This is a genomic window from Nocardia sp. CY15, assembly GCF_009829295.1.
Taxonomy (GTDB): domain Bacteria; phylum Actinomycetota; class Actinomycetes; order Mycobacteriales; family Mycobacteriaceae; genus Nocardia; species Nocardia sputi.
The window spans coordinates 1-25,636 of record NZ_VUOT01000047.1; the positions used below are offsets into that span (position 1 = coordinate 1).

Genomic DNA, 25,636 nt, shown 5'->3' on the forward strand with positions numbered 1-25,636 from the left:
CAACCGCCGAATCTCCCCCCGATCCACCACCGGAACCCCCATCAACTCCGAAATCACATCCATCGGCAACTTCCCCGCCACCTCATCGATCCAATCGAAACCACCACCCCCCAACGCCGGCACCAGATACGACAACGTCAACTCCCGAATCCGCGCCTCCATCCCCGCCACCCGCTTCGGCGTGAACCCCTTGAACACCAACCGCCGCATCCGCATATGCCGCGGATCATCCATCGCCAAAAACGACATCACCCGATGCGCATCCGGCCCCCACGCCGCCGGATCCAACGACACCCCATTCGCACTCGACAACCCCACACTGTCCCGAAACCCCCCCACCACATCCACATACCGCGACAACGCCCAAAACCCCACATCCGCGTTGTGATACAACGGCGCCTCCTCCCGCAACCGCCGATACACCGGATACGGATCCTCATGAAACCCATAGTCATACGGATCGAACACCAGCGGCCCCACCACAACCGTCATCACACACACTCCCAATCCGATAACACGTTCTCGACGGGAAACGCCCTCGCGCCGCGCCGCAAAGACACATAGCTGGACATGTGTCTGGACGGTACCACCGACAGTTTTTCAGGACAATCCCCTACCGCCGATTCGACGGAAACGAGCCCTCCCACGCCCAGCCCCGACCCGACATGGCACAAACGAGAACCCGTTCTTGCAGCCACCAGCCATCCGGACTATATTCCGAACAGTTGTCCAGACACTGCGCCAACGGGACTCCGGTTTTCAACCGGCGCGGCGCCGACAGAGTGCGCCCGTGAGCGGAACACCGATCGCAGGCACCGCACGACTCGATCAGACAGGGGTTCTCATGCGATTCGGCATCGTGCTGTTCACCAGCGACCGCGGCATCACCCCGGCCTCGGCCGCCCGCGCGACGGAGCAGGCGGGGTTCGACTCCTTCTACGTCCCCGAGCACACCCACATCCCGGTCGCACGCAACGCGGCGCACCCCCAGACCGGCGACGCCTCCCTGCCCGATGACCGGTACCTGCGCACGCTCGACCCCTGGGTGGCGCTGTCCATGGCGGCAGCCGTCACCGAACGCATCGAACTGGCCACCGCCGTCGCGCTCCCGGTGGAGCACGACCCGATCACCCTGGCCAAGACGATCGCCTCACTCGACCATCTCAGTGGCGGCCGCGTGGTACTCGGCGCCGGTTTCGGCTGGAACACCGACGAACTCGCCGATCACGGCGTACCCGCGAACAAGCGGCGCACTGTATTGCGCGAATACCTGGCGGCGATGCGGGCGCTGTGGAGCCAGGACGAGGCGCGTCACGACGGCGAGTACGTGACCTTCGGTCCGAGCTGGGCGTGGCCGAAACCGGTGCGGCGCTCGGTGCCGGTGCTGATCGGCGCGGCGGGCACCGAACGAACCTTCCGCTGGATCGCCGAGTCCGCCGAGGGCTGGATCACCACCCCGGGCGAGACCGAGATCTCGGGCCGGCTCGCGCTGCTGTACGAGATCTGGCAGCAGGCCGGCCGGACCGGACGACCTCGCGTGGTCGCCCTCGACTACAAACCGGACGCCGCGCGTCTGGCCGAGTGGGATCACGCCGGAGTCACCGACGTCGTGTACGGCCTACCGGACAAGGACGAGCACGACGTCCTCGCGTACCTCGAGCGCTTGTCGGGCAAGCTGACGGACATCGACAGGCCGCTCGGCGCGTTTCGCACGCCGTAGCCCACAGACCGACGCCGAATTCCGTGGCCGGAGACACACCGGTTTCCGCGTGGAAGTTGCTCGAACAGAAATGCGATACTAGCATCTAGACACATGTCCGAAAGCAATTCCAGGATCGTCGAAGCGACGCGACGGCGCCTGTCGGAAAAACAGGCCGACACCGTCGACAAGCTCACCAGATCGGCGTTGGAAGTGCTTTCCCGGGAGGGCTTCGCGGGAATGACCATCCGATTGGTCGCCGCCAACGCCAAGGTGGGTACCGCCACCGCCTACACCTACTTCTCCTCCAAGGAACACCTGGTCGCGGAGATCTTCTGGCGCCGGTTGCGCGCGACGCCCTCGCCCGTCAGCGAGGATCCGGACGCCACAGTGCGGGTGATCGCCGAACTTCGCGGCATCGCGCTGTTGGTCGCCGACGAGCCGGAATTGTCCGGCGCGGTCACCAGCGCACTGCTCGGTCGCGATCCCGACGTCGAACATTTGCGAGCACGTATCGGGTTGGAGATTCGCGCACGCCTCGCGCAGGCCCTGTCCGGAAATCCGGACGCGGATATTCTCGAATCGCTCGAATTACTCTACGCGGGCGCGTTGGTCCACGCGGGGATGGGTTACAAATCGTATTCGGACATCGCGGACCGCATCGAGCGGTCCGCGTTGCTCATCCTGAAGTGACACACCGCATTCCGCGTCACTGACCGGCCAGGCCCAGTTTCAGGGATGCTCCGCCGTCGACGAACATCTGCAAACCGGTCACATAGCGCGACTCGTCGGAGGCCAGGAACGTGACCGCGTGCGAGATATCCGAGGACTCGACGAACGGAATCGGCATGGCCTGCATGAAGGGAAAGGTGACCTCGGCGTCCTCGCGCGTCGGATGCTGCAGGTCGGGACGGAAGATCTGATACATGCCCGGGTTGTGCAGCATGTCGGTGTCGACGTTGGTCGGGTGGACCGCGTTGATACGGATCGAGCTCGGCCCCAGCGTCAAGGCCAAAGTCTGCGTGTAGGAACGGATCATCTTCTTCGACAGGCCGTAGCCGTCGCCACCGGGGCCTTGCAGCGCCTGCTGGCCGTTGAATCCGGTTTGCGGCACCAAGCCCGCGACCGACCCCGTCACGATGATCGAGGCGCCCGCACCCAGATGCGGCAGGGCGGCGTGCACGGTGTTCACCACGCCGACGAAGTTGACGTCGAAGACATCGATGAATCCCTGCAACGGTACGTGGTGGCCGAGGGGGCATATTCCGGCATTCGCCACGACCACGTCCAAGCGCCCGAGTTCGGCGACGGCCGCCGCTATCGCCTCCTGCAACGCGGGACGATCCCGTACGTCGACCTTTCGAGCCACGACTCGGCGGCCGATCTTCGCCACCAGATCCTCGGTCTCCGCGAGATCCGCTTCGGTCGCCAGCGCGTAGTCGTTGCTGGCGATGTCGGAGCAGATGTCCAAGGCGATGATGTCGGCGCCCTCTTCGGCCAGGGTGATCGCATGACCGCGGCCCTGCCCACGTCCCGCACCGGTCACCAAGACGACTTTGCCGTTGACCCGATCCATGTTTCCTCCACCGTGCTCGCCACCGGTTCCATCACCTCTGATACGCGGCCGGCGCATTTATGGAATAGTAACCGGACATCTGTCTGGACGATACTACGGACATAGATGTGGATCAATCGCTCGCCGCTGCAATAGATTTCCCGGCAACACCCGTGCCCACCGGGCCGAACAAGAAGGGCGCCGATGCCGAACCGACCGCGCAACCTCGATTCCCCGCTCGTCGCGAAACTGGTCAAGTACATGTCCAAGACCCAGGTCTGGGTATATCGCCGGACCAAGGGGCGCATCGGCGGGCGCTGGCGAATCGGTGCGGGGTTCCGGAAGCCGGTGCCGACCTTGCTGCTCGAACACCGGGGCCGCAAAACGGGCAAACTGTTCACCGCTCCGCTGCTGTATCTCGTGGACGGCGACGATCTGGTGGTCGTCGCCTCACAAGGCGGGCTGCCACGCCACCCCCAGTGGTACTTCAACCTCCTGGCACAACCGGTGACGCGGGTGCAGATCGGGGCCGAGCACCGCCGCGTCCGCGCCCGAGTGGCGACGCCAGAGGAGAGAAGCCGACTGTGGCCCGACCTCGTGGCCCTCTACGCGGACTTCGACACCTACCAATCCTGGACGCAGCGCGAGATTCCGGTGCTGATCCTCCATCCGGAGGACGGGGCGCGCTGAGCCGAGACCCGGCGCGTCGAGCAGGGTCCGCACCCACCCTCCCCCATGATGTTCAGCGTTCCCCGGCGTGCTGGGCGCTGCCCGCCGCCGGAGCAGTGCGACGCATTCGATCGACTCGACAGAGGATGGGAGAGCGTGTGGCGAAAATGGGTAGGCGGAAACGGTCCAGGCTGATCACCAGCGGAATGCTGCGGGAAAAGCACCGGGCGGAAGAGCTCGGCGCGGCGGCGGAACCGGCGCCGGAGCGCGCGGACGTGGCCGAGACGGCGCTCGCGCTCGACCTCGACGCTCTCGCCGCGCGCGTGCGTGCGCGGCGGCGGGAGATGAAGTGGACCCAGGCGGAGGTGGCCGCCAACGGCGGCCCGCCGGCCAAGGTGGTCAGCGAGATCGAGCGATCCCGCAACCCGCGGCCCGGCGCCGAGGTGCTCGACCGGCTCGACGCGGGACTCGGTTGGCCACCCGGCACGAGCGCGGCGATCCTGCGCGCCGAGCAGGCGAGCGAACTCGCCGCGGCGCGCTGATCGCCGGATTCGAAACTCGGCCGGTCGGAGAATTTTTCGATATCTCCGGCCGGCCGGGCCGGAACGCTCATCGGTTGCTGTGAGCGCTGCTAGGCTGCTCAGCGACCTAGCCGACTGCTCTTGCGCTGCCGGAGTGCGCGGGTCCGGGCGTGCTGGACGCAGGTAAGAACCCGATGAAGGAATGGACGAATCATGCAACTCCGCGGCATCACTGCGGCAGCGATCCTCGCCATCGGCTCGCTGACCATCGGCGCCGGCGTCGCTCACGCCGAGCCCGCTCCCGACATCACCTACTCGGCCCGGATCGTCGATCAGACGGTGGTCGCCGCGCTCCGGGGCGGAACCTTCGAGTTGTCCAAGGCGCTGCGGGATCAGCCCGCGGGCGAGCAGAGCGCTCGGTTGACCGAGCGCAACGGTGTGCTCGTCGACCACACCGGCGCCCCGGCCGACGTCGCCCAAGTGATCGACGTGGTCGACATCCGTGACCGCGACGGCCATGTCGCGATGACGTTGCCGCTCGACTTCCGCATCGCGGGCACAGCCATTCCGGTCCGTCCGGAGGTGAAGAAGGACAGCACGGTTCTGGAGCTTCGGCCGACCAGGCCGGAAGGCCTCGCGACCACCGAAACGCTCGTCGCGAAACCGGTCGCGTCCATGACCGAGAACCAGCGCGCCCGTGACGAATTCGCCAGCCAATTCGGCCTTGCCACCGCCATCGGCGGTTTCGTCGGCACCGCCATCGGCGCCACGATCGGCTGCCTGGTCACCATCGCCGTCGGTTGTGTGGCCGGTCTACTGACCGGCGCGAGCCTCGGCGGCATCCTCGGAACCATCGCGGTCGGCGGACCCGCCCTCGTCGTGGCCGGTGTCGATCTGCTCACCACGCTGCAGGCCGCCGAGGGCACCACCCGCTTCGCCGACAAGCCCGCGCAATCCGCACCGGCACAACCGAAGTGACCCGCCTCTCGGCGGCGCGCACCACGCCGCCGGGACACGGAAATCCCGACCGCGTCGCTACAGCGGCGCGGTCGTCGTGTTGGAGCGACCCACCCGCTCGTCGTTGATCAGGTGATAGGCGCGCCCCAAGTCGTCGAGCGCCCGCTCCCATCGGGAGTCCGCGTCGTGGCCCCGGGGGTTGCGGCTGAGCAGCAGCAGGACTTCGGCCGCGTCCGTCGACCGCGCGGCCGCGTCCAACAGGACCGGCACCGGGTCCACCTTGGTGCCCGCCGCCAACGCGCCGATGCGGTCGTGCAGCCAGTGCGCGTCGAATCGCGCCTGCTCGGTGGGGTTCTCGCCGTTCACCGGCAGGGTGCTCACCGCGGCGGCCTTGGCGGCCTCCTCGTCGTCCATCGTCGTGGTGACGACCTGACGCAGCTCACTGCTCGCAATCCGGTGTAGCAAACCGATCAGTAGGACTCGCTCCGCGTCCGGACCACGCAGACCCGTGTCGCCCAGCCGTGCGCCGACCTCGTCCGGGTCGACGCGCAGGATCGACAGAACCGCTCGCAACTGCGCAATCGTTACCACTTCGTCCGCCCCTCCTCATCGTCGCGGCCCCACCATCACATCTGCGCGACAGCCTGCCAAACCCGGGGCACGTTAACCATCGGGTAGCCCCTTTGCCGATCCGGCGTGTCTTACTCGAACACGGTATTCGGCGGGCAACGCGCCGACCGAGACCGCGCGGCGCGTCGCGCCGGCCTGCTCGGCACACCTACGGGCACCGGGCGGTACATATCGCGTTTCCAGGCGCGGGACCCTCGATCCCACTCTGCGGTCCAGGTCACCTCGAACCGCAGGATAAACCGGGAGGCAACTTGGGTACTCCACCACCATGAGAGCGATACCGGCGCGGGTCACCGGCGACACGACCACGGCCGCAGTGCGCGAGTCCGAACATGGCGGTGCGATCGCGAGCACGAGATGGCGGCGCATCCGGGAGGTGATCGCCACCCGCACCGTCTCCGACGCGACGCGGGAAGTGGCGATCGAGGTGGGGAAACCACAGATGGCGCCGGGTGACACCGGCGTGGTGTGCGGATTCCGCATTCAGGGAATCGGCGAGCGATGGGCGCATGGTCCCGATTCCATCGCGGCGCTGTACCGCGCCTTCCAGGAGATCGCGCTGGAGCTACGGCAGGCCAACAGTCACGGCGCGCACTTCGCGGTGACCGAGCCGTCCGACCCCTGCTTCCCCGCGGCCCCCGCGCGGCCCTCGCGCGCCGCCACGACAGCCGAGCAGGAATCGCAGGCCCTGATCGCGGCCCGCACCCTGCGCGACGCCGACAGTTCGCTGTCGATCATCATCGGCAGGCCGTATCTGGCGGCCGACCGGCGCGAACACCTGTGCCGGTTCCACATCAGCGAGCAGGGCGCGTCCGTGGCCAGCGGCGTCGACGAGATCCAAGCGCTGCACGCCGCGATCAGCATGATCAGCCAGCGCCTCGAGCTTCCGCAGGATTGGCCGGTCAGCCGTCTGTCCTGACGCGCGGGCGCACAATTCCCCGACGAACCGCCCAGCCGGTGCGGATTCGGCATCGAATCATCGGTTGTGGATCGTCGTTCGACCGGCGTAGGTCACACATCGCCATGAGCACTTCCGGCACGCTTGTCGCCGACTGTTCCACGTCCGAAACCAGAACGTGGCGCGGCCGCAGCGTCGCCAGAAGGGAACTGCCCATGGAATTCATCTCGCCGGTAGACGCTCTGTTCCTCGTGGCGGAATCACGCGAGCATCCGATGCACGTCGGTTCGCTGTCGGTCTTCGACCCCGTGGACGGCTGCGGACCCGAGTTCGCCCGGCGCGCGTACGCGGCGCTGGCGGCCGACGAGGATTTCCATCCCATGTTCCGCAAGCGGCCTGCCCGCTTGTTCGGCACTCCGCAGCTGGCCTGGACGGTGGACCGCGCCGTGGAACTCGATTATCACGTGCAGCGGCGGGCGCTGCCGGGACCGGGTGGCCTGGACGCCCTGACGGAGGTGGCGGCGGGACTGCACAGCACCCTGCTCGACCGGCACCGACCGCTGTGGGAAGCGCATCTGATCGAAGGGCTCGCCGGCGACCGCGTCGGCTTGTACTCGAAGATCCACCATGCCCTCATCGACGGCGTCGGCGCCCAACGCCTGTTGCAGCGCACATTGACCACCGACCCCGAGTCCAGCGAGGCGCTGGTGCCTTGGCATCTCCCGCCTTCGCCCGGGCGCCGCGAGGACACGGCGCGGCGGCACACGCTGGGCAGCCGGGCACGCGCGCTGCTCGGGGCGGCGGGCTCGGCTCCCTCGATTCTGCGCTTGGCTCGCGCCGCACTGCTCGAGCAGCAATTGACGCTGCCCTTCGCCACCCCGCGCACCATGTTCAACGTCCCGATCGGTGGGGCTCGCCGCTGCGCCGCCCGCTCCTGGCCGCTGGATCGGATCCGCCAGGTCAAGAAGATGACCGGCACCACGCTCAACGACGTGGTACTGGCCATGTCGGCGGGCGCGCTGCGCGCCTATCTGCTGGAACACGTCGCACTGCCGGACAAGCCGCTGATCGCCATGGTGCCGGTCTCGCTGCGGCGCGAGTCCGACGACGGCGGCGGGAATGCCGTGGCCGCACTGCTGTGCAATCTCGCCACCGACCTACCCGACCCGGCGGCGCGGCTCGCGGCGATAAGTACCTCGATGCACCGCAGCAAAGAGATCTACCGGGCGCTCTCCCCGGTGCAGGCGGTCTCGCTCTCGGCGCTGACGCTGAGCCCGCTGGCGCTGTCGCTGCTGCTGCCGGCCACGGTCGCGCTGACCAGTCCCCCGTTCAACATCGTCATCTCCAACATCCCCGGCCCGCGGGAACCTCAGTACTGGAACGGGGCGCGGGTCGACGCCAGCTATCCGCTGTCCATCCCGCTCGACGGCCAGGCGCTGAACATCACCCTCACCAGCAACGCCGACAGCCTCGACGTCGGTATCGTCGCCTGCCGCCGCAGCGTGCCGGACGTGGCAAGGCTGCTCGACCACCTGGAATCCGCGTTGGCCGAACTGGAGGACACCGCCTACTGACCCGCCAGGTCCACGGCCTTTCGGGACGCACGCAGGGCGAGCCGGGTCGCCGCTCGCGGATCAGGACGAGCCCGCGGTTCCGAGCCCGTTGATCGACGGGGGCAGATCCGGTTGGGTCGCGCCGGGACCGGCGAGCAGGCGCTTGAGGATCTTGCCGGTGTCGCCGCGGGGCAGCGCCGAGAGGAAAGTGACGTCACGCGGGACCGAGAAGCGGCTCAAGCGGTTGCGGATGTAGGTGCGGACCATGTCCGAGTCGAGCCCGGCTCCGTCGCGTTTCACCACGAACGCCACGAGTCGCTGACCGAATTCACGGTCCGGCACCCCGACCACCGCGACGTCGCTGACCTGCGGCAGGTGCGCGAGCGCCTCTTCGACGGGGCGCGGGAAGACGTTCTCGCCGCCGGAGATGATCATCTCGTCGTCGCGTCCGGCGATGAACAACCGGCCCGTGGCGTCGAGATAGCCGAGGTCGCCGGTGTCCAGCATCCCGTGTGCCTCGTCCGGTGGCGCCGAGTTGACGTAGCCGTCGAACAGCATGTGGTTGCCGACGAAGATATGCCCGGTGGCGCCGATCGGCAACCTGCGGTGATCGGGCCCGAGCACGGCGACCTTGGTGCCCAGCGGCGGGCGGCCCGCCGTGGTCGGCGAGGTGTGCAGGTCCTCCGGGGTGGCGACCGTCGCCCACGAGACCTCGGTCGACCCGTAGACGTTGTAGAGGACGTCGCCGTAGGCGTCCATGAAGCGCTCGACGGTCGCCCCAGCGAGCGGCGCCCCGCAGCTGATCATGCGCCGCAGGCTGGAGGTGTCGTAGCGAGCGCGCACGTGCGGGGGCAGATCGAGGATGCGCTGCACCATGGTCGGCACGACGATCACCGTGTTGACCTGGTGCTCCGCGATCCGGCGCAGACAGTCCTCGGCGTCGAAGCGTTCCGCGAGCACCACAGTGGCGCGCAGCGCGGTGCTCAGTTGCAGACCGGCCAGCCCCCAGGTGTGGAACAGCGGCGCGGGAATCAGCATGGTTTCGTCCATCTGCATCGGGATGCGCGAGAGCAATGCCGCAATGGATCCGAAACCCTTCGGGTGCGGCCTGCGTGCCCCCTTCGGGGTCCCGCTGGTCCCGGAGGTGAGCACGATGAGCCGCCCGGGCTGAGCGGGCGTGCGAAACGTGGTGTGCCCCTCGGCCACGAGTTGATCCACGGTCGTCCGGTCGGGAGCGGGCGGGCGTTCGTCGGTGTTGTAGCGCGGGATGTCGGCATGCAGATAGCGCACCAACTCCTCCAGGTCACCGTCGACGAACAGCGCCGACAGCCGGTCTCGCTGGACGATCTCCTCGATGGTGCGCCCCGCGAGCCCGGAATTCAGCAGGGCCACGTCCACGCCGAGTTTGCCTGCGGCGACCATGCATTCGACCATGCCCGCGTGGTTGCGCGCCAGCAGTCCGATGGCGTCACCGGGGCCGAGATCGTGTGCGGCCATCGCCGCGGCCAGCGCGGTGGTCCGCTCGTCCATTTCGGCGAAGGACCGGGTGCCGCGGTCATCGATGATCGCGGCGCGCTCCGGCGCGTATGCCGCGCCCGCCGCGTACCCGCCCGCCAGGTTGAAACCCCATTTAGCCAGCGAGCGCAGCTGTTTCACGGTGCGATCGAGCCGCACCGGCAGCACGACACCGGTGGCCACCATCTGCCGTGCTACGCCCGCGTTGCGCAGGATCGGCGAATCCTCGCCGTTGACCACCAACGAGGTCCGTGCGCCCTTGGCGACGTCGGCTACCCGCTCGAGTCCGCTCTTTGTCCACTCCGCGATCGCCACATTGGACAGCTCGGCCACGCGTGGGTGCACCCGGCTCGGCGCGAAATAGGTGACCGTGACCTTGGTGCGCTCCTCGTCACCGTGCAACCGCACCGAGGCGAAGCTGCCCAGCGCGGCGTACTGCATCTCGAAACTCTCGTACCACCGGCCCACGCTCAGCCGGATCTGGTGGGTGCGGATGCCGGTCTGGTAGGTACCGACACGCATCCGCCAGACCACGTTGCCGTCGGCGGATTGGATCTGCTCGCACGCGCCGATTCCGGTGAACATGCGCGGATATGTCTGTGGTTCGAGCAACAGATCCCAAATGGTCTTGCGGGCGATCGCGAACTCCGCGACTACATCGATGACATCGGTAACCAACTTGTGCACTTCTCGTCGGCCGGTTCGAAGAACTTCGGGTCGGCGGGTAGCTCCTTTGTAACGTCAGTCACAGGCGAGGTCAAGTAGCGCCCGCTTCGCCGCCACTACCAGCGATACGCAGGAAATACCCTGCGATTGCCCAGCATTCACCTGAAGCTGGGAACCCACCCAATCGTCCCGCGCGGCGCCTGTGAATCCACCCAACGAACACGGAATTCCCAGTGGGCGCCCGCGGGCCGATCGTAACGTCTCAGACGCCTGCTCGGCAGGACCGCACGCTGGCTGGAGAGGTTATGGACGACAAGCCCGCCCGACGAATCGCGCACTCCCGCACCGAAGAGATCCTCGATTTCTTCGGCAAATGCCGAGCGTGTGGATATCCCGCTTACGCGGAAACCACCACGCTGCGTTACGACAACGGCGAGCGGGAGACCAAGGTCATCGCCAATTGCGCCCTGCCGTGCGGCTGGAGCGGAGAGGTCTCCGCCACGCCGATGACCGGCTCGGCCGCCCGGCCGCGCACGTAGGGAAGTCAGGCCGCGCGTGTAGCGAGTTCGTCGGAGCCCAGCGCGCGCTCGCGCAAGTCCGCGAGTATCCGGGCGAGTATGCGCGACACCTGCATCTGGGAGACGCCCAGGTGTTCAGCGATTTGACTCTGGGTCCGGCACTCGAAGAAACGCATGATCAGCACCTGCCGATCGCGCTGCGGCAGCTCGGCGATCAGCGGGCGCACCGCCATCGCCTGCTCCAGCAGGTTGTAGCACGGTTCCTCGGCGCCGAGCGTGTCGGCGAGCGCTTGCGGCGCGCCATCGCCGTCCTCGCGGCCCCCCGTGTCCAGTGAGTTGGTCTGATAGGCGTTGCCTGCGATCAGCGCCTGGGTGACCTCGCCGATCTCGACGTCCAATTCGGCGGCGATCTCCCTGGCCGTCGGCATCCGCCCGAGCCGGTGCGACAGCGCCTCGGTGGCCGGGCCGATACGCAGCTGAATCTCCTTGAGCCGCCGCGGCACCCGCAACGACCACGTGTTGTCCCGGAAGTGCCTGCGCACCTCGCCCATGATGGTGGGGACCGCGAACCCGAGGAACGAGCTGCCGCGCGAGACGTCGAAACGGTCCACCGCGAGCACCAGCCCGACCCGGGCGATCTGCAGCAGGTCCTCGTAGGACTCGCCGCGTCCGGAGAACTTGCGGGCAATGTGTTCGGCGAGCGGAAGACAGCGCCGCGTCACCTCCTCGCGCAACGCGGCGCGGTGCGGATCGTCCTCCGCCATAGCGGCCATCTTCTCGAACCACGGCTCGATGTTGTCGTAACTGTCGCCCGCGCGCGTCCGGCCCGTCGTGCCATTTCCGTCGGTCGTGAACTCACGTGTCATCAAATGGTCCTCGTTCCCAACTGAATTCGATAACGGTCGGATACCCGCCGATCTCCGAATCAAAAGGGTCACGAGAAATCGACAGGGAACTGGTGAGCATACGAACCAACTCCCAGCTCAACGGATCGCCGCGCAGCTCGTCGCAGGCCGCGACGGCGTCGACGCGCACGCTCATCCGGTCCACGCCGTAGGTGAACTCGCAACCGAGTATCGAGCCGGGCACGGAGCCTGCCATCAGCATCGTGGCCGCTTCGTTGATCGCCAGGCGGATGTCCGCGGCCGCGTCGAGCGGGAAGTCGGCGACCAGGCACACGGTGTCGGCCATCCCGCGGACCAAGGCAAGGTGTCGCGGGTCGGCGGGGATCCGCACCGCGACCGCGGTGGTCTCGGTGGCGGCCGCGCCGAACGCGCACGTGATAAGACGCATCAGACCGTGGCGAGCTGCGCTTGCCACATCCAGTGCAACTGTTCCAGCCGGCCCGCGATCGCCAGGAACAGATCCTGGGTCACCGGATCGGCCTTCTCCGTCGCGGCGATGCGCTCACGCAGCCGTTTGATCACGGCGGCGAGGTTGCCGACGATCGTGTCGATGATGTCGGTGTCCTGCTGCCAGCCCTCGCCCATGCCGAGCGTGCCGGAATCCCTGGCCACGGTCGCGGCGCGACCGTCCGGGCTGACTCCGACGGCGGTGGCGCGCTCCGCGGCCGAATCCGTGAACTCCCGTGCCACCGTGACCAATTCGTCCAACGCCAGGTGCACCGAGCGGAAGTTGGAGCCGACCACGTTCCAGTGCGCCTGCTTCGCGATCAGCGACAGGTCGATCAGGTCGACCACCGTGGCCTGCAGCGTTTCGCCCGCGATGCGCTGCTGCTCCGGGTCCAAGGTGCTGGTGATGGGTTGGGACATCGCTCTGAGCCTTTCTGCCGTCGATCCGGACATCGACGGTCTACCCAGCCATGCGGCGATAAACCTCACGGTAGGTTCCCCGACCGGGAAGAGTGGGTGGTCGCCCCGGCAAGTCGCACGGGTGCGTCTCGGTCGGGTAGCGGGTGCGGTCCACCGGTGTTACGAGCGGAGACAGCTCGGCCCTATTTGCCGTAATGGCAACAATAGTTGCCGATGCGCGCCTGTTGTCGGCACGGTGAGGCATGGCTGAGGAAAAGCAAGTGGACGTGGTGGTGATCGGCGGCGGCGCGGCCGGGTTGTCGGCGGCGCTGACCCTGGCGCGGGCGCGCCGCTCGGTGCTCGTCATCGACGCGCGCGAGCAGCGCAACGCTCCCGCCGCGGGAGTGCACGGGTGGCTGACCCGCGACGGCATTCCACCGGCGGAGCTGGTGACGATCGGCGCGCGGGAAGTGGAGCAGTACGGCGGGCGGATACGGTACGCGCGAGCGGTGTCCGCGCAACGGACGCCGGGCGGGTTCGTGGTGGAGACCGACCGCGGTGAGCGCCTGCGCGGTCGCCGATTGCTCGTCACCACCGGCTTGGCGGACGAGTTGCCACCGATCAGCGGCTTGCGGGAACGGTGGGGCCGCGACGTCGTGCACTGTCCGTATTGCCACGGATGGGAGATCCGCGACCAGCCGATCGGCGTGCTCGGCTCGGTGCACCACGCGCTGCTGTTCCGCCAGTGGAGCTCGCGGGTGACGCTGCTTCGGCACACCTCTCCCGCGCCGACAGCGCAACAGGCCGAGCAGCTCGCGGCTCGCGGCATCGCCGTGGTGGAGGGTGCGGTGCGCGCGCTCGAGGTGGTGAACGACCACATCACGGGAGCTCGGCTGGAATCCGGGCCGGTCGTGCCGATCGCCGCGCTGGCGCTCGCGCCTCGGCTGGTCGCACGCGATGCGCTGCTGCTCGCCCTGGGCGTCGAAACCGCCGAGCACCCGTCAGGAGCGGGCACGCATGTGGTGGCCGACGCCGCTGGACGCACCTCGGTTCCCGGCGTGTGGGTGGCGGGCAACGTCACCGACATCGTCGCCGGGGTGGTGCAATCCGCTGCCGGTGGCGTGACAGCCGCCGCCGCGATCAACGCCGATCTCGTCGAGGAGGACACCCGGATGGCCGTCGATCGATGGCTACTCGGGGATATGGTGTGATCCACACGACACGGGAGGTGCGGGATGCCGGAGGGGACGGCAACGCCCTTACGGGCGGCGACAATGACGGAGTTCAGCGGTCGCGTCTCGACACCGACCTACGACCGTTCCCGGATCAAGACGGGGGTAGTGCATTTCGGCGTCGGCGGATTTCATCGCGCGCACCAGGCGATGTACCTCGACCGATTGCTCGAACGCGGCCTCGGGCACGAGTGGGGCATCTGCGGGGTAGGCGTCCTGCCCGGTGATCGCCGCATGCGCGATGTGCTCCGGGCGCAGGATGGCTTGTACACACTGTCGGCAGTCGCGCCGGACGGCGCCTGGACCACGCGCGTGATCGGCTCCATCATCGAGTACCGATATGCCCCGGACGATCCCGAGGTCGTCGTGGAGAGACTCGCCGATCCAGCCACCCGGATCGTCTCGCTCACCATCACCGAGGGTGGGTACCGGATCGCGGCCGCCACCGGGGAATTCGAGACCGACGATCCCGCGATTCGCGCCGATCTCGCCGGAAATTCCCCGCCTGCCACCGTCTTCGGTCACCTCACCGAAGCGCTGGCCCGGCGCAGATCCCGGGGAATCGCACCGTTCACCGTGCTGTCCTGCGACAACATCGAAGGCAATGGGAACGTCGCGCGCCGCGCGTTCAGCGCCTTCGCCGATCTGCGCGATCCCGAACTCGGATCCTGGATCTGGGAGCACGTGCGCTTCCCGAATTCGATGGTGGACCGGATCACCCCGGGGACCCCACCCGAGGCGAGCGGTGAGATCGAGCGGCGTTACGGGCTCATCGATCGCTGGCCGGTCGTGACCGAGCCCTTCGCGCAATGGGTGCTCGAGGATTCCTTCGAACTCGGCCGTCCGGCCTTCGAGGAAGCCGGCGTACAGGTCGTCGCGGACGTCACCCCGTACGAACTGATGAAACTGAGGTTACTGAACGCGAGCCACCAAGCGCTGTGCTACTTCGGATACCTGAGCGGCTACCGGCTGGTCCACGAAGCCGCGCGGGATCCGGTCTTTCGGCGATTCTTGTCGCGCTATATGGACGCCGAGGCGACACCGACGCTGCGCGCGGTACCCGGTGTCGACTTGGACGCCTACAAGCGGACATTGCTCGACCGGTTCGCCAACCCCGCGATCGGCGACACCATAGCCCGATTGTGCGCGGAATCCTCCGATCGGATTCCGAAGTGGCTGCTGCCGGTGGTACGGGCGCAACTCGCCGCCGACGGCGAGATCGATTGTGCCGCAGCGGTTGTCGCGAGCTGGGCGCGCTACGCCGAGGGTGTCGACGAGCAAGGCGAGCCGATCCGGATCGTGGACCGGCTCGCCGACCGGCTGGTTCCCCTCGCCCGGCGGCAACGCGAGCAGCCCACCGCCTTCCTCGGCGAACGTTCGCTGTTCGGCGATCTGATCGACCACCCCCGGTTCGTGACCGCGTATCTGGCGGCCCTGGACACACTGCACACCAGGGGCGCACACGCCACCGTCGAGGCGTTGGCGCGTTAGCGCGGGGTGACGCGGGCTATCGCCCGGCAGTCCGCGCCGACCGCGAACCATACGTCCAGGCTCGAGTCCGTACAGCGAGTGACGAGGTCGACGTGCTCCCCGGACCGCACGGGCTTCCCGTATTCCATCACCACGCGGTGCGGACCGGATTTCAGTTCGGCGTGATCGGCGAGGACCTCCTCGAGCGCGGTGAGGTAGACCGCGTTGTTCATGTGGTCGAGCAGGTCTATGTCGGTGACCCGCAGCGGGAAAGGCCGGATCTGGACGCCGGGCTCGCCTGCCGCGGGCATCGGATCGGTGAGCGAGGCCTTCCAGCGCAACCGGTGCTCGGTCGTGCAGGCCAGCATCGGTGCCAGGAACCGGTCGCTCATCCGCGCGGGCACGCCCGACTCGGTGCCGAAGTGGATCAGGAAGCTCTCGGTCTCCACCAGACCGCCCGCGCTGCCGCAAACCTGAACCCGCATCGTGCACCACCGGGTCGAGGTCGCCGAAGGCCAGCGCCGCAGCGTCGCCCACTCGCCGAACCCGAGCGGTTTGAGCGCGTCGATCACCGTCCTGCGGATGACCCACAGTCGGTGGATATCGCCGTCCTGGAGAACATCGAGGTGGTCGTACCCGACGTCCTGCAGGTAGCGCGCGACACCGTCGAGCCGCAGGCGCTGGTCACGGTCGGTATCGGCGAGACGTACGGGCCATCCCGTCTCGAACGGCGTCAGGACGGCTGGGGGTTCCGGCAGCACGCTGGGAATGACCATAACCGGATGATGCCAGTCATTTGCTGACATCGCGATCGACATGGCCATATCGTCATCTAGCTGAAAGATAACTCATCTCATCAGCAACATTGGTCGAATGCCCGACATCAAGGTAGATCGCCAATAGTTAGCCACTCTACTGGAAATGGGTGGGTATACGGAAATCCGGTCGCCGGGCCGCGGGATCGGCCCCCGTTCGACGCCCACGGCGACCTCTGCGTCGAAGAGCATCGGCACACCATCGGCGACGCCGCGGACCACCCGGTGTTCGATAGTCGGCGCAACGATCGCGGTACGGCAGGCCAGTACGGCGCCGAAGCAGTCGCCACGCACGAGGTCACCCTCGCGCGCGGCGATCGCCAGCACGGTGTCCTGCGCGTGCAAGGCGGCCTCGCCGGTGGCACCGCGGGATGATCAGCCCTGGTCGCAGCGACGCAACCCCTGACCACCCCCGCACGCGCGCTCCTACTTCCTCGACCGATCCCGCTTCTCCCGCACCCGCACCGAGATGCGGACCGGTGAGCCGTCGAAGCCGAACTCCTCGCGCAACCTGCGTTCCAGGAAGCGCCGGTAGCCCGCCTCCAGAAAGCCGGTGGTGAACAGCACGAACGTGGGCGGCCGAGTGGTCGCCTGAGTGGCGAACAGCACGCGGGGCAGCCTGCCGCCGCGCATCGGCGGCGGAGTCGCGGCGATCACTTCCTTCAGCCAGGTGTTCAGCCTGCCCGTCGAGATGCGCTTGTCCCACGACTCCAACGCGGTCTCCATGGCGGGCACCAGCTTCTGCACCGCACGGCCGGTGTGCGCGGAGATGTTCACCCGCTGCGCCCACGGCACCCGGATCAGATCGCGGTCGACCTCGCGGTCCAGTTGCAGACGACGATCCTCGTCGACCAGGTCCCACTTGTTGAATGCCAGCACCAGCGCACGCCCGGAATCGGCCACCATGCTGATCACCCGCAGGTCCTGTTCGGTGATCGGCTGCGAGGCGTCGATCAGCATGATCGCCACCTCCGATGCTTCCAGCGCGGACTTGGTACGCAGCGAAGCGTAGAACTCGGTGCCGCTGGCGTTGGCGACCTTACGGCGCAACCCCGCGGTGTCGATGAACTTCCAGACCTTGCCGCCCAATTCGACGAGGGAGTCGACCGGGTCGACCGTGGTGCCCGCGACATCGTGCACCACCGAGCGCTCGTCACCGGCCAGCTTGTTCAGCAAGCTCGACTTACCGACGTTCGGCTTGCCGACCAGCGCCACACGGCGCGGGCCCGCGCCGCCGGTCCCCTCGCGCGGGGTCTCGGGGAGCACTGCGAGGACGTCGTCGAGCAGGTCGCCGGTGCCGCGGCCGTGCGCGGCGCTGACCATGCGCGGCTCGCCGAGTCCGAGCGACCACAGCGCCGCTGCTTCGGCTTCCACCCGCTGGTCGTCGACCTTGTTGGCCACCAGGATGACCGGGACGCCGGAGCGTCGCAGCTTCTTCACCGCCGCCTCGTCGGTGGCGGTGGCGCCGACGACGGCGTCGACCACGAGCAGGATCGCGTCGGCGGTCTGCATGGCCAGTTCGGCCTGCCGGGCCACCGATTGCTGTAGCCCCTTCGCGTCGGGCTCCCATCCGCCGGTGTCCTGGACGAGGAAGCGCCGCCCCGCCCAGTTGGCCTCGTAGGACACGCGGTCGCGGGTCACCCCGGGAATGTCCTCCACGACCGCCTCGCGGCGGCCGAGAATCCGGTTCACCAGCGTGGATTTGCCCACGTTCGGGCGGCCGACAACGGCCAGCGTCGGCATCGCGACGTGCGTCTGGTCCTCGAATTCGCCCTCGAGCCCGGCCAGCTCCCAGTCGGCTTCGTCACTCCAGACGCCGTCGCCGGCGAGCACGTCCTCGTTCATCGGGTACCTCCGGCACCGGTCGCCGAGATCTGCCGCGCGACGACGCGATACAACTCGTCGATGACCTCGTCCATGGACAGGTCGCTGGTGTCGACCGGCACCGCGTCCTCGGCGGGGCGCAGCGGGGACACCTTGCGGGTCGAGTCGAGCGTGTCGCGGCGCTGCACGTCGGCGAGCACGCCCGCGTAGTCGTCGCCCCGGCCCTCGGCGATGTTCTGCTGATTGCGCCGGTGTGCCCGCGCCTCGGCCGAGGCGGTCAGGTAGATCTTGGCGTCGGCGGCCGGCAGCACCACGGTGCCGATGTCGCGGCCCTCCACCACGATCCGCCCCGCGACAGCCGTGATGTCGCGCTGCATGGCGACGAGCAGGTCACGTACCTCGGGCACCGCGGAGACCGCCGACACGGCCTTGGTGACCGCGTCACCGCGAATCTCCGACCGGACGTCCTCGCCGTCGAGCTCGATCACCTCGCGGCTGGGGTCGGTGCCGATGGACAGCGGCAGCTCCTTGACCGCGGCGGCGATGGCCGCGGTGTCGGTCAGTTCGACGCCCGCCCGCAACACGCGCAGCGTCGCCACCCGGTACATGGCGCCGGTGTCGAGATACCGGGCGCCGAGCCGGGTGGCCAGCCGCCGCGACACGCTCGATTTCCCGGTGCCGGACGGCCCGTCCATGGCGACCACCAGCGGGCTCGTACCGGCCATCCGCGCCGGCGCCTGCACCGGGATCTCCACACCGTTCACAACGACACCGCCTCGTAGAGTTTGCCGATTTCATCGCGGCCGAGCACACGCAGCGTGCCGGGCCGTTGGTCGCCCAGCGCGACCGGACCGATATGGGTGCGGACCAGCCGGATGACCGGATGGCCCACCGCGTCGAGCAGACGGCGCACGATGTGCTTGCGCCCCTCGTGCAACACCACCTTCACCAGGGAACGTCCCTCCCCCAGCTCGAGCACCTGGAACCGGTCGACCTTCGCGGGACCGTCCTCCAACTCGACGCCGTTCTTCAATTGCTTGGTGACCGCGCGATTGTTGACCTCCCCTTGCACGGTCGCCAAGTAGGTCTTGGAGACCTCGAAGGACGGGTGCATGAGCCGGTGCGCCAGATCGCCGTCGTTGGTCAGCAGCAGCAGACCCTCGGTGTCGGCATCCAGTCTCCCGACGTGGAAGAGGCGCTGACCCGCGGCGATCCGCTCGGCGACGATGTCGCCGACGCAGGGGCGCCCCAGATCGTCGGACATGGTGGACTGCCAGCCCTTGGGCTTGTTCAGCGCGACGTGCACCAACTCTTCGCGCACCACCACGCGGGTGCCGTCGACGCGCACGACCGCGTGCTGCGGGTCGATGCGCAGTCCCTGCTCGCGCACGATCATGCCGTCGACCTCGACGCGGCCCTGCGCGATCATCTCCTCGGCGGCGCGACGCGACGCGACGCCCGCCTTGGCGAGGACCTTCTGCAGTCGCTCCCCCTCGCCCCACGGGAGCTTGGTGTGGCCGCCGGTCTCGGGGATCTCCACATTCTGGTGGCGCGCGGGCTTGGCGTTGCTCAGCAGCGGCGGCTGCGCGACCTGACGCTGCGGCTTGGGCTTCTTCTTGCCGGGCTGGGCGGCGGTATGCCGCTGCGGGCTCGGAGCCTGGGCCGATCCGCGTTGCGCCGCACCCCGGCCCGCGCCACCCGGCTGGGCGCCGCGGGCGTTGATCCCCCGCTGGGCCGAACGGGCGTCGCGTGAGCCCGAGTCGCGGCCAGCGCCCCGTTCGGGCTGCGCTCCGCGTTTCCTACGATCCGGTGTGCCATCTCGGCGAGCGGTATTCATCGTGTCCTGTCACTATTCGGTGCCGAGGTCCAAATCGGCCTCGGCGGGTTTTTTCAACCTGGTGTACCGGGGGTCGGTCTCCAGGCTCTCGTTGATCTCATCGATCAGGTCGACGCCCGGAAGCAGGGGCGCCAGCGGCGGCAGGTCGCTGAGCGAAGCGAGTCCGATCCGTTCCAGGAACAGCTCGGTCGTGCAATACAGCGTTCCGTTGGTCTCCGGGTCGACACCTGCCTCGGCGATCAAACCTCTGGCCAGCAGTGTGCGCATCACGCCGTCGACGTTCACGCCACGCACCGCGCTGACCCTGGTCCTGGTCACCGGCTGACGGTATGCCACCACCGCCAGCGTTTCCAACGCCGCCCTGGTCAGTTTCGATCGGGAGCCGTCGAGCAGCATCCGCTCCACATACGGCGCGTACTCGCTGCGAGTATAGAAGCGCCAGCCGTCACCCACGAAACGCAGATCTATCCCGCTGGACCGCGCCGACAGCTCGGCGGACATCGCGCGCAGCGTGTGCTCGACCCGCTCCCGGGTGTCGCCGAGGGCGGCGGCGAGCTGGTCAACCGGTGCGGGAGCATCGATGACCAGCAGCATGGCCTCCAGCGCCGAACGGAAATCGGCGTCCTCGAGCGGCTCGGGGGTGAGTTCCACCACTGCCTCACTCACGACCGCACCTCGCCGGAGCCCGGCTCCGTCGTGCGCGATCGCGCGCTGTGCTCGCTCACCCGTAGTCCTCCTCGATAGTCACGGTCTCCACCTGTTGCGCGGCTTCGTCGCCGATCCAGCTCACCGCCAAGGGGCCGAGCGGATCGGGCTGGTCGAACTCGATCGTCTTCCCGCGATACAGCTCGAGCAGCGCCAGGAAGCGGGCCACGATCTGCACCGGGACCTCGCAGTCTGCGACCAGTTCACCGAAGGAGGTCCACGCACCCGCACCACGCTGTTTGAGCCGCTCCAGCACCAGCGCCGCCTGCTCGGCCACCGATATCGCATGTGTATGCAAGTGGTCGAGCCCGACCTTGGGTACCGGACGGGGCCGGAAGGCCGCCGCGGCGATCGCGGCGAACTCGGCCGCCCCGACACCCAGCCTAACCTCGGGCAGCAGGTCGGCGTAGCGCTCCTCCAGGCCGACCGCGCGCGGATAGCGGCGCAGCGCGGCCGCCTCCAGCTCGCCGAGCAACTCGGCGACCTGCTTGAACGCGCGGTACTGCAGCAGCCGGGCGAACAGCAGGTCGCGCGCCTCGAGCAGTTCGAGGTCCTCGGCGTCGGTCATCTCACCGGACGGCAGCAGCCGCGCCGCCTTCAAATCGAGCAACGTGGCGGCCACGACCAGGAATTCGGTGGTCTGGTCCAGGATCTTGTCCGCCCGCAAGGTGTTCTGCCGCGCCATGCTCGCGGTCAGGGCCTTGGTGTAGGCGATGAACTCGTCGGTGACCTTGTGCAACGCCACCTCGGTGACGTCCAGCTTGCGCGAGCTGATCAAGGTGAGCAGCAGGTCGAACGGACCCTCGAAGTTGCTCAGGCGCAGCCGGAATCCGGATGCCTGCGGGTCGGCCGCCGGTGGTTGTTGGGTCTCCGGTGAAACACCGCTTGGAGCAGGTGCATTCGGCGGAGAGCTCGGTGCGTTCGGCGGAGAGTCGGGCGCGTCCAGCGGAGAGTCGAGAGCGTCCTGCGAAGAACCGAGAGCGTCCTGCGAAGAACCGAGAGCGTCCTGCGAAGAGCCGGGCCCGGCCAGCGACGAGTCAGGAGCGATCGGCGAAGAACCGGGCCCGACCGACGACAAGCCAGAAGCGACCGGCGAAGAACCGGAAACGTCCGGTGCGTCGGTGGACCGATCGGCCCGCGTCTCGGCGACGTCCTGCGCGGCCGCCTCGGTGCGCTGATCGGAGACGTCCACGAACGGTCGGTCGGTGTCTTCCCGCGGACGTGGGGCAGCCGCGCTGACCGGTTCGGTTCGTCCAACCGTGTCGCCGGCGACGGCCGCGTTCGGGCGGCGAGGCACGGCGTCCCGGCCCGCGGCTATGAATGCGGCCGCCGCGTTCCCGAGTGCGGGAACCGGACGCACGGGTTCGTCCGGCCCACCGGAGTGGGACGAACGGTCGTCCGGCGCGGGTGTCGATCCGGCCGCGGGAGACCCCTGGCCGGACGGGTCGTTGTGGGACGCAGACGAGGGGTCGGAGCGGCCGCTCACCGGCCCGATCGGTGGATGACTTCTCGGGCCATCGACCGATACGCTTCGGCGCCGCCGGATTTCGGCGCCCATGTGGTGATGGGTTCGCCCGCGACACTGGCATCCGGGAATCGGACGGTCCGAGCGATGGCGGTGTCGTAGACCAGGTCACCGAACACCTCGACGACTCGCGCCATGACCTGGCGGGAATGCAGCAGTCGGGCGTCGAACATGGTGACCACTATTCCGTACAGGCTCAACCGCGGGTTCAGCCGGTCCCGCACTTTCTCCACGGTGTCGTTGAGCAGCGCGAGCCCACGCAGCGAGAAATACTCGCATTCCATCGGGATGATCACACCGTCGGAGCAGGCCAGGGCATTGACCGTGAGCAGGCCGAGCGAGGGCTGGCAGTCGATGAGGATGTAGTCGTAGCGGCCGCGCACGGGCTCCAGCGCGCGGCCGAGCGACTGCTCCCGGCCCACCTCGTTGACCAGTTGGATCTCCGCGGCGGACAGGTCGATGTTGCTCGGCAGCAGGTCCAGGTTCTCGACGCGGGTCTGCATCAGCACGTCGTCGATGGACACTTTGGAACCGATGAGGAGGTTGTGCACCGTCGAATCGAGATCGTGGTGAGCGACACCGAGACCGGCCGACAACGCGCCCTGTGGATCCAGATCGACCAGCAGCACGCGACGGCCGTATTCGGCCAGTGCGGCACCGAGATTGATGGTGGAGGTGGTCTTGCCGACCCCGCCCTTCTGGTTGCACATGGCCACGATCAGCGCGTCACCGTGCTCGCTGACCGGCGGCGGGTCCGGCACCAGCCGCAACGGCCGTCCGGTCGGACCGAGCGTCGCGTCCTCCGGGACCGGCTCCACTCCGTGGCCCCACAGCGTTTCCGCCGCGGCTTCCGAGTACGGACCCGGTCGCGAGCCCGTAAGCGGCTCCGCCCCAGCACCCATCGGCGGCTCTGCCGCGCCGGCTGTAGTCACGATCCGCTGCTCCTTATACGTTCCTGCCCGTTGCCTCGCCGAGCGTAGCGAGGCCGATCAGGGCCGACCTCGCTTTCGTGCGGTCCAGCTCTGAATAGACGCTACCGCTTGACGGCACTCGAGTGCCGCGCCTGCGCGCGGCGTGTTCGGCCCGCCCTGGTCAGCGCCATTGCGGTCCGCCATCGAAATGAACGTCGAACCGGTCGTGCAATTCGTTCATGCTGTCCCAGTCCGCCTCCCCGCGTGCGATCCGGCCGAGTTGCCGGAAGTATTCGAAGCGGACGATACCGGGTGTGAGCACAGCCAGGAATTCAGCAGGCCCGTCGGCGGTGGCGCCGAAGGCGTGCACGACGCCCGGCGCAACCACCACCAGGCCACCTTTGCCCACCACGCTCCGGGTGCCGTCGACGAGAAACTCCATCGCGCCGCCGAGCACATAGAAGATCTCGGTCGACTTCGTATGGTGGTGTGGCCGGGTGCCGTCCGCGCCCGCGGCCAGAGTCAGGCGATTGGCGCCGAACAGCCCTCCGGAGTTCTCGCTGTCCTCGAGCAGCCGGAACGACCCGCCGCCGGGCAGCGGAACCGCTTCGACATCGGCCTCGTGGACGATGAAAGACCCTGTCATACAACTCTCCTCGCGTCGTGGTCCGAAGGCCGCGATCGAATGCGCACGCCCGCTCCACAACAACCGGACCGCAGTCCGATTTGTTCCGCTCTGGATTCCGTCTTCCCCCAGAGGGACTCGCGGAGACGGTCACCGCGCTCTCGGATGTGCGGTGGCCCAGACTTCGCGCATGGTGTTGACCGTGACGAGGGTGTAGATCTGGGTGGTGGTCACCGAGGCGTGGCCGAGCAACTCCTGCACCACACGCACGTCGGCGCCACCGTCGAGCAAGTGAGTGGCGAAGGAGTGGCGCAGCGTATGTGGCGACACCACCGCCGCGATACCCGCGCGTTCGGCCGCGGTGTGCAGGACTTGCCAGGCACTCTGCCGTGACAATCGCGCCCCGCGGGCATTCAGGAAAAGGGCTCCGGCGTTGCCCTTTCCCCGCGCGGCGAGCACGGGCCGTCCACGGACCAGGTAGGCGTCCACGGCAGCGAGCGCGGGACGTCCGATCGGCACCAAGCGCTGTTTGCCCCCCTTGCCGCGCAGCACGACCGCCCGTTCCTCGATGTCGAGATCATCGACGTCCAAGCCGACCGTTTCCGAGATCCTGGCGCCGGTGGAGTACAGCAATTCCAGCAGCGCGCGGTCACGCAGGCCGCGCGGTCCGCCGTCGGCTCCTCCCGCGGCCTCAGCGGGCCCGCCGCCCGCCGCCTCCAGCAATCTCAGCACCTGGTCGTAGGGCAGCGCCTTGGGCAACCTGCGTCCTGGCGCGGGCGGCTTGACCGCGTGCGCCACGTCGGTGCCGGTCAGTCCCTCCGCGGCGGCGAAGCGATGCCAGCCGCGCACCGCGATCAGCGCGCGGGCCACCGAACTCGCCGCCAGCGGGGGGTGCCCGCCACCGCCCGAGCGCAACGCCACGGTGAACTCGGCGACGTCGGATTCGGCGACCCCGTCGAGCGAGCCGATGCCGCGCCCGGCCAGGAAGTCGAGATAGCGACCGAGGTCGCGCCGGTAGGCGCCCAAGGTGTTGGGCGCGACGCCGCGCTCGACGGCGAGGTGGTCGAGATAGGCGTCGAGCTCGCGACCGAGCACCTTCGGGTCAGTCTTCGGACCCCTCCGCCTTGCGGCGGAGGAAGGCCGTGGGCTGCCCGTCCCAGGGTGCGTCCGGCGGCCTCGGGTCGATGCCGCCCGCTCGCGCGGCCGCCAGCGCGAGCACGCCCGCGACCGCCGTGGCGTTGACGATCTCCCCGGCCAGCGCGGCGCGGACGGCCTCGTCGACCGGCATGCGGACCACTTCCAGGTCCGCCTCCTCCAGTTCCGGCTCCGGGCGGTCGGTTTCGTACAGATCCCGCGCCAGGTAGACCCGCAGCGCTTCGTCGGTGAATCCGGGCGAGAGCACCACGTCCACCAGAACCGCCCATTCCCGGGCGGCCAACCCGGTTTCCTCGGCCAGCTCCCGGCGAGCTGCCAGGAGCGGATCCTCGCCGGGGAGGTCGAGCAGGCCTGCGGGCAGCTCGAGCAGCCGCCTGCCGATCGGGTGACGGTACTGGTTGATCAGCACCACGTTGTCGTCGTCATCGATAGCGGCGACGGCGACGGCGCCGTGGTGCTCGATCACCTCGCGCTCGACGACCCGCCCGCCCGGCATCCGCACCTGGTCGAGCCGCAACGCCAGGATGGCGCCGCTGTAGACGGTCTTGCCGGAGACGATCTCGAAGTCGTGGCTACCCGGCTCGGCAGCTCCCCCGTCGGTCATG

The 25,636-nt window shown here is 68.3% G+C and carries 27 protein-coding genes and 1 pseudogene; 10 read left to right on the forward strand and 18 right to left on the reverse strand.

What is annotated here, in order from left to right; translation table 11 throughout:
• A pseudogene (locus GVY39_RS30980) lies at positions 1-492 on the reverse strand (cytochrome P450); the annotation flags it as partial.
• Positions 493-844: 352 nt separating this feature from the next.
• Between GVY39_RS30980 and GVY39_RS30985 the strand changes: the two are divergent.
• Entirely contained in the window at positions 845-1,720 is an 876-nt protein-coding gene (locus tag GVY39_RS30985; protein WP_159930547.1) for an LLM class F420-dependent oxidoreductase, read from the forward strand.
• Between the two features lie 93 nt (positions 1,721-1,813).
• Positions 1,814-2,392 (forward strand): TetR/AcrR family transcriptional regulator, encoded by a 579-nt coding sequence (locus GVY39_RS30990; RefSeq protein WP_159930539.1) that lies wholly within the window; start codon positions 1,814-1,816, stop codon positions 2,390-2,392.
• 16 nt (positions 2,393-2,408) lie between these two features.
• Here GVY39_RS30990 and GVY39_RS30995 read toward each other — a convergent pair whose 3' ends face one another.
• Complete coding sequence (locus GVY39_RS30995) at positions 2,409-3,275, reverse strand: mycofactocin-coupled SDR family oxidoreductase (protein WP_159930538.1); 867 nt, start codon at positions 3,273-3,275, stop codon at positions 2,409-2,411.
• Between the two features lie 183 nt (positions 3,276-3,458).
• On the opposite strand from GVY39_RS30995, the gene GVY39_RS31000 reads away from it, so the two are divergent.
• From GVY39_RS31000 to GVY39_RS31010, 3 genes are all read left to right on the forward strand, one after another.
• Positions 3,459-3,944 carry a nitroreductase family deazaflavin-dependent oxidoreductase gene (locus tag GVY39_RS31000; RefSeq protein WP_159930537.1) on the forward strand — a complete coding sequence of 162 codons (486 nt, stop codon included), beginning with the start codon at positions 3,459-3,461 and terminating at the stop codon, positions 3,942-3,944.
• Positions 3,945-4,090: 146 nt separating this feature from the next.
• A complete protein-coding gene (locus GVY39_RS31005; protein WP_223522106.1) occupies positions 4,091-4,465 on the forward strand; it encodes a helix-turn-helix domain-containing protein in 375 nt (124 codons plus the stop codon).
• 192 nt (positions 4,466-4,657) lie between these two features.
• A complete protein-coding gene (locus GVY39_RS31010; protein ID WP_159930535.1) occupies positions 4,658-5,422 on the forward strand; it encodes a hypothetical protein in 765 nt (254 codons plus the stop codon).
• A 57-nt stretch (positions 5,423-5,479) separates the two neighbouring features.
• Here GVY39_RS31010 and GVY39_RS31015 read toward each other — a convergent pair whose 3' ends face one another.
• Positions 5,480-5,992, reverse strand: coding sequence for a hypothetical protein (locus tag GVY39_RS31015; RefSeq protein WP_159930534.1), 513 nt, complete (start codon positions 5,990-5,992; stop codon positions 5,480-5,482).
• A 307-nt stretch (positions 5,993-6,299) separates the two neighbouring features.
• Here GVY39_RS31015 and GVY39_RS31020 point away from each other — a divergent pair, with 307 nt between their 5' ends.
• Together GVY39_RS31020 and GVY39_RS31025 are read left to right on the forward strand one after the other, a co-directional pair.
• On the forward strand, positions 6,300-6,950 hold the full coding sequence (locus tag GVY39_RS31020) for a hypothetical protein (RefSeq protein WP_159930533.1): 651 nt from the start codon (positions 6,300-6,302) through the stop codon (positions 6,948-6,950).
• A gap of 194 nt (positions 6,951-7,144) precedes the next feature.
• Positions 7,145-8,503, forward strand: coding sequence for a wax ester/triacylglycerol synthase family O-acyltransferase (locus tag GVY39_RS31025; RefSeq protein ID WP_159930532.1), 1,359 nt, complete (start codon positions 7,145-7,147; stop codon positions 8,501-8,503).
• Positions 8,504-8,563: 60 nt separating this feature from the next.
• Here GVY39_RS31025 and GVY39_RS31030 read toward each other — a convergent pair whose 3' ends face one another.
• A complete protein-coding gene (locus tag GVY39_RS31030; RefSeq protein WP_321210341.1) occupies positions 8,564-10,675 on the reverse strand; it encodes an AMP-binding protein in 2,112 nt (703 codons plus the stop codon).
• A gap of 293 nt (positions 10,676-10,968) precedes the next feature.
• On the opposite strand from GVY39_RS31030, the gene GVY39_RS31035 reads away from it, so the two are divergent.
• Positions 10,969-11,202, forward strand: coding sequence for a hypothetical protein (locus GVY39_RS31035; protein WP_159930531.1), 234 nt, complete (start codon positions 10,969-10,971; stop codon positions 11,200-11,202).
• 5 nt (positions 11,203-11,207) lie between these two features.
• On the opposite strand, the gene GVY39_RS31040 is transcribed toward GVY39_RS31035, so the two are convergent.
• The 3 genes from GVY39_RS31040 to GVY39_RS31050 form a co-directional block, all read right to left on the reverse strand.
• Entirely contained in the window at positions 11,208-12,047 is an 840-nt protein-coding gene (locus GVY39_RS31040; RefSeq protein WP_159930530.1) for an RNA polymerase sigma factor SigF, read from the reverse strand.
• The gene (locus GVY39_RS31045; protein ID WP_236565771.1) at positions 12,037-12,372 is read right to left on the reverse strand and encodes an anti-sigma factor; all 336 of its coding nucleotides are present in this window, start codon (positions 12,370-12,372) and stop codon (positions 12,037-12,039) included. Before GVY39_RS31045 ends, GVY39_RS31040 begins: the two co-directional genes overlap by 11 nt.
• Before the next feature lie 101 nt (positions 12,373-12,473).
• On the reverse strand, positions 12,474-12,953 hold the full coding sequence (locus GVY39_RS31050) for a Dps family protein (RefSeq protein ID WP_159930529.1): 480 nt from the start codon (positions 12,951-12,953) through the stop codon (positions 12,474-12,476).
• Between the two features lie 242 nt (positions 12,954-13,195).
• On the opposite strand from GVY39_RS31050, the gene GVY39_RS31055 reads away from it, so the two are divergent.
• Positions 13,196-14,143, forward strand: a complete 948-nt coding sequence (locus GVY39_RS31055) for an NAD(P)/FAD-dependent oxidoreductase (protein WP_159930528.1) — start codon at positions 13,196-13,198, stop codon at positions 14,141-14,143.
• 63 nt (positions 14,144-14,206) lie between these two features.
• Entirely contained in the window at positions 14,207-15,655 is a 1,449-nt protein-coding gene (locus tag GVY39_RS31060) for a mannitol dehydrogenase family protein (protein ID WP_159930527.1), read from the forward strand.
• On the opposite strand, the gene GVY39_RS31065 is transcribed toward GVY39_RS31060, so the two are convergent.
• The 11 genes from GVY39_RS31065 to GVY39_RS31115 form a co-directional block, all read right to left on the reverse strand.
• A complete protein-coding gene (locus tag GVY39_RS31065; RefSeq protein ID WP_159930526.1) occupies positions 15,652-16,410 on the reverse strand; it encodes an acyl-[acyl-carrier-protein] thioesterase in 759 nt (252 codons plus the stop codon). The two genes, GVY39_RS31060 and GVY39_RS31065, sit on opposite strands and share 4 nt — an antisense overlap.
• A gap of 72 nt (positions 16,411-16,482) precedes the next feature.
• Complete coding sequence (locus GVY39_RS31070; RefSeq protein ID WP_159930525.1) at positions 16,483-16,794, reverse strand: hypothetical protein; 312 nt, start codon at positions 16,792-16,794, stop codon at positions 16,483-16,485.
• An 81-nt stretch (positions 16,795-16,875) separates the two neighbouring features.
• Entirely contained in the window at positions 16,876-18,294 is a 1,419-nt protein-coding gene (gene der, locus GVY39_RS31075) for a ribosome biogenesis GTPase Der (RefSeq protein WP_159930524.1), read from the reverse strand.
• Positions 18,291-18,998, reverse strand: a complete 708-nt coding sequence (cmk, locus tag GVY39_RS31080; RefSeq protein ID WP_159930544.1) for a (d)CMP kinase — start codon at positions 18,996-18,998, stop codon at positions 18,291-18,293. The genes der and cmk overlap by 4 nt, the downstream gene beginning before the upstream one ends.
• Positions 18,999-19,033: 35 nt before the next feature.
• Positions 19,034-20,110 carry a pseudouridine synthase gene (locus GVY39_RS31085; RefSeq protein WP_159930523.1) on the reverse strand — a complete coding sequence of 359 codons (1,077 nt, stop codon included), beginning with the start codon at positions 20,108-20,110 and terminating at the stop codon, positions 19,034-19,036.
• Positions 20,111-20,122: 12 nt separating this feature from the next.
• Positions 20,123-20,776, reverse strand: a complete 654-nt coding sequence (scpB, locus tag GVY39_RS31090; protein WP_223516942.1) for an SMC-Scp complex subunit ScpB — start codon at positions 20,774-20,776, stop codon at positions 20,123-20,125.
• A 55-nt stretch (positions 20,777-20,831) separates the two neighbouring features.
• A complete protein-coding gene (locus GVY39_RS31095) occupies positions 20,832-21,761 on the reverse strand; it encodes a ScpA family protein (RefSeq protein WP_370523850.1) in 930 nt (309 codons plus the stop codon).
• A gap of 536 nt (positions 21,762-22,297) precedes the next feature.
• On the reverse strand, positions 22,298-23,242 hold the full coding sequence (locus tag GVY39_RS31100; RefSeq protein WP_159930541.1) for a ParA family protein: 945 nt from the start codon (positions 23,240-23,242) through the stop codon (positions 22,298-22,300).
• Positions 23,243-23,432: 190 nt separating this feature from the next.
• Positions 23,433-23,897: a cupin domain-containing protein gene (locus GVY39_RS31105; RefSeq protein ID WP_159930522.1), complete on the reverse strand. Its 465-nt coding sequence runs from the start codon at positions 23,895-23,897 to the stop codon at positions 23,433-23,435.
• Between the two features lie 129 nt (positions 23,898-24,026).
• On the reverse strand, positions 24,027-24,971 hold the full coding sequence (gene xerD / locus GVY39_RS31110; protein ID WP_159930521.1) for a site-specific tyrosine recombinase XerD: 945 nt from the start codon (positions 24,969-24,971) through the stop codon (positions 24,027-24,029).
• 7 nt (positions 24,972-24,978) lie between these two features.
• On the reverse strand, positions 24,979-25,635 hold the full coding sequence (locus GVY39_RS31115; RefSeq protein WP_159930520.1) for an NUDIX hydrolase: 657 nt from the start codon (positions 25,633-25,635) through the stop codon (positions 24,979-24,981).
• Position 25,636: the final 1 nt, after the last annotated feature.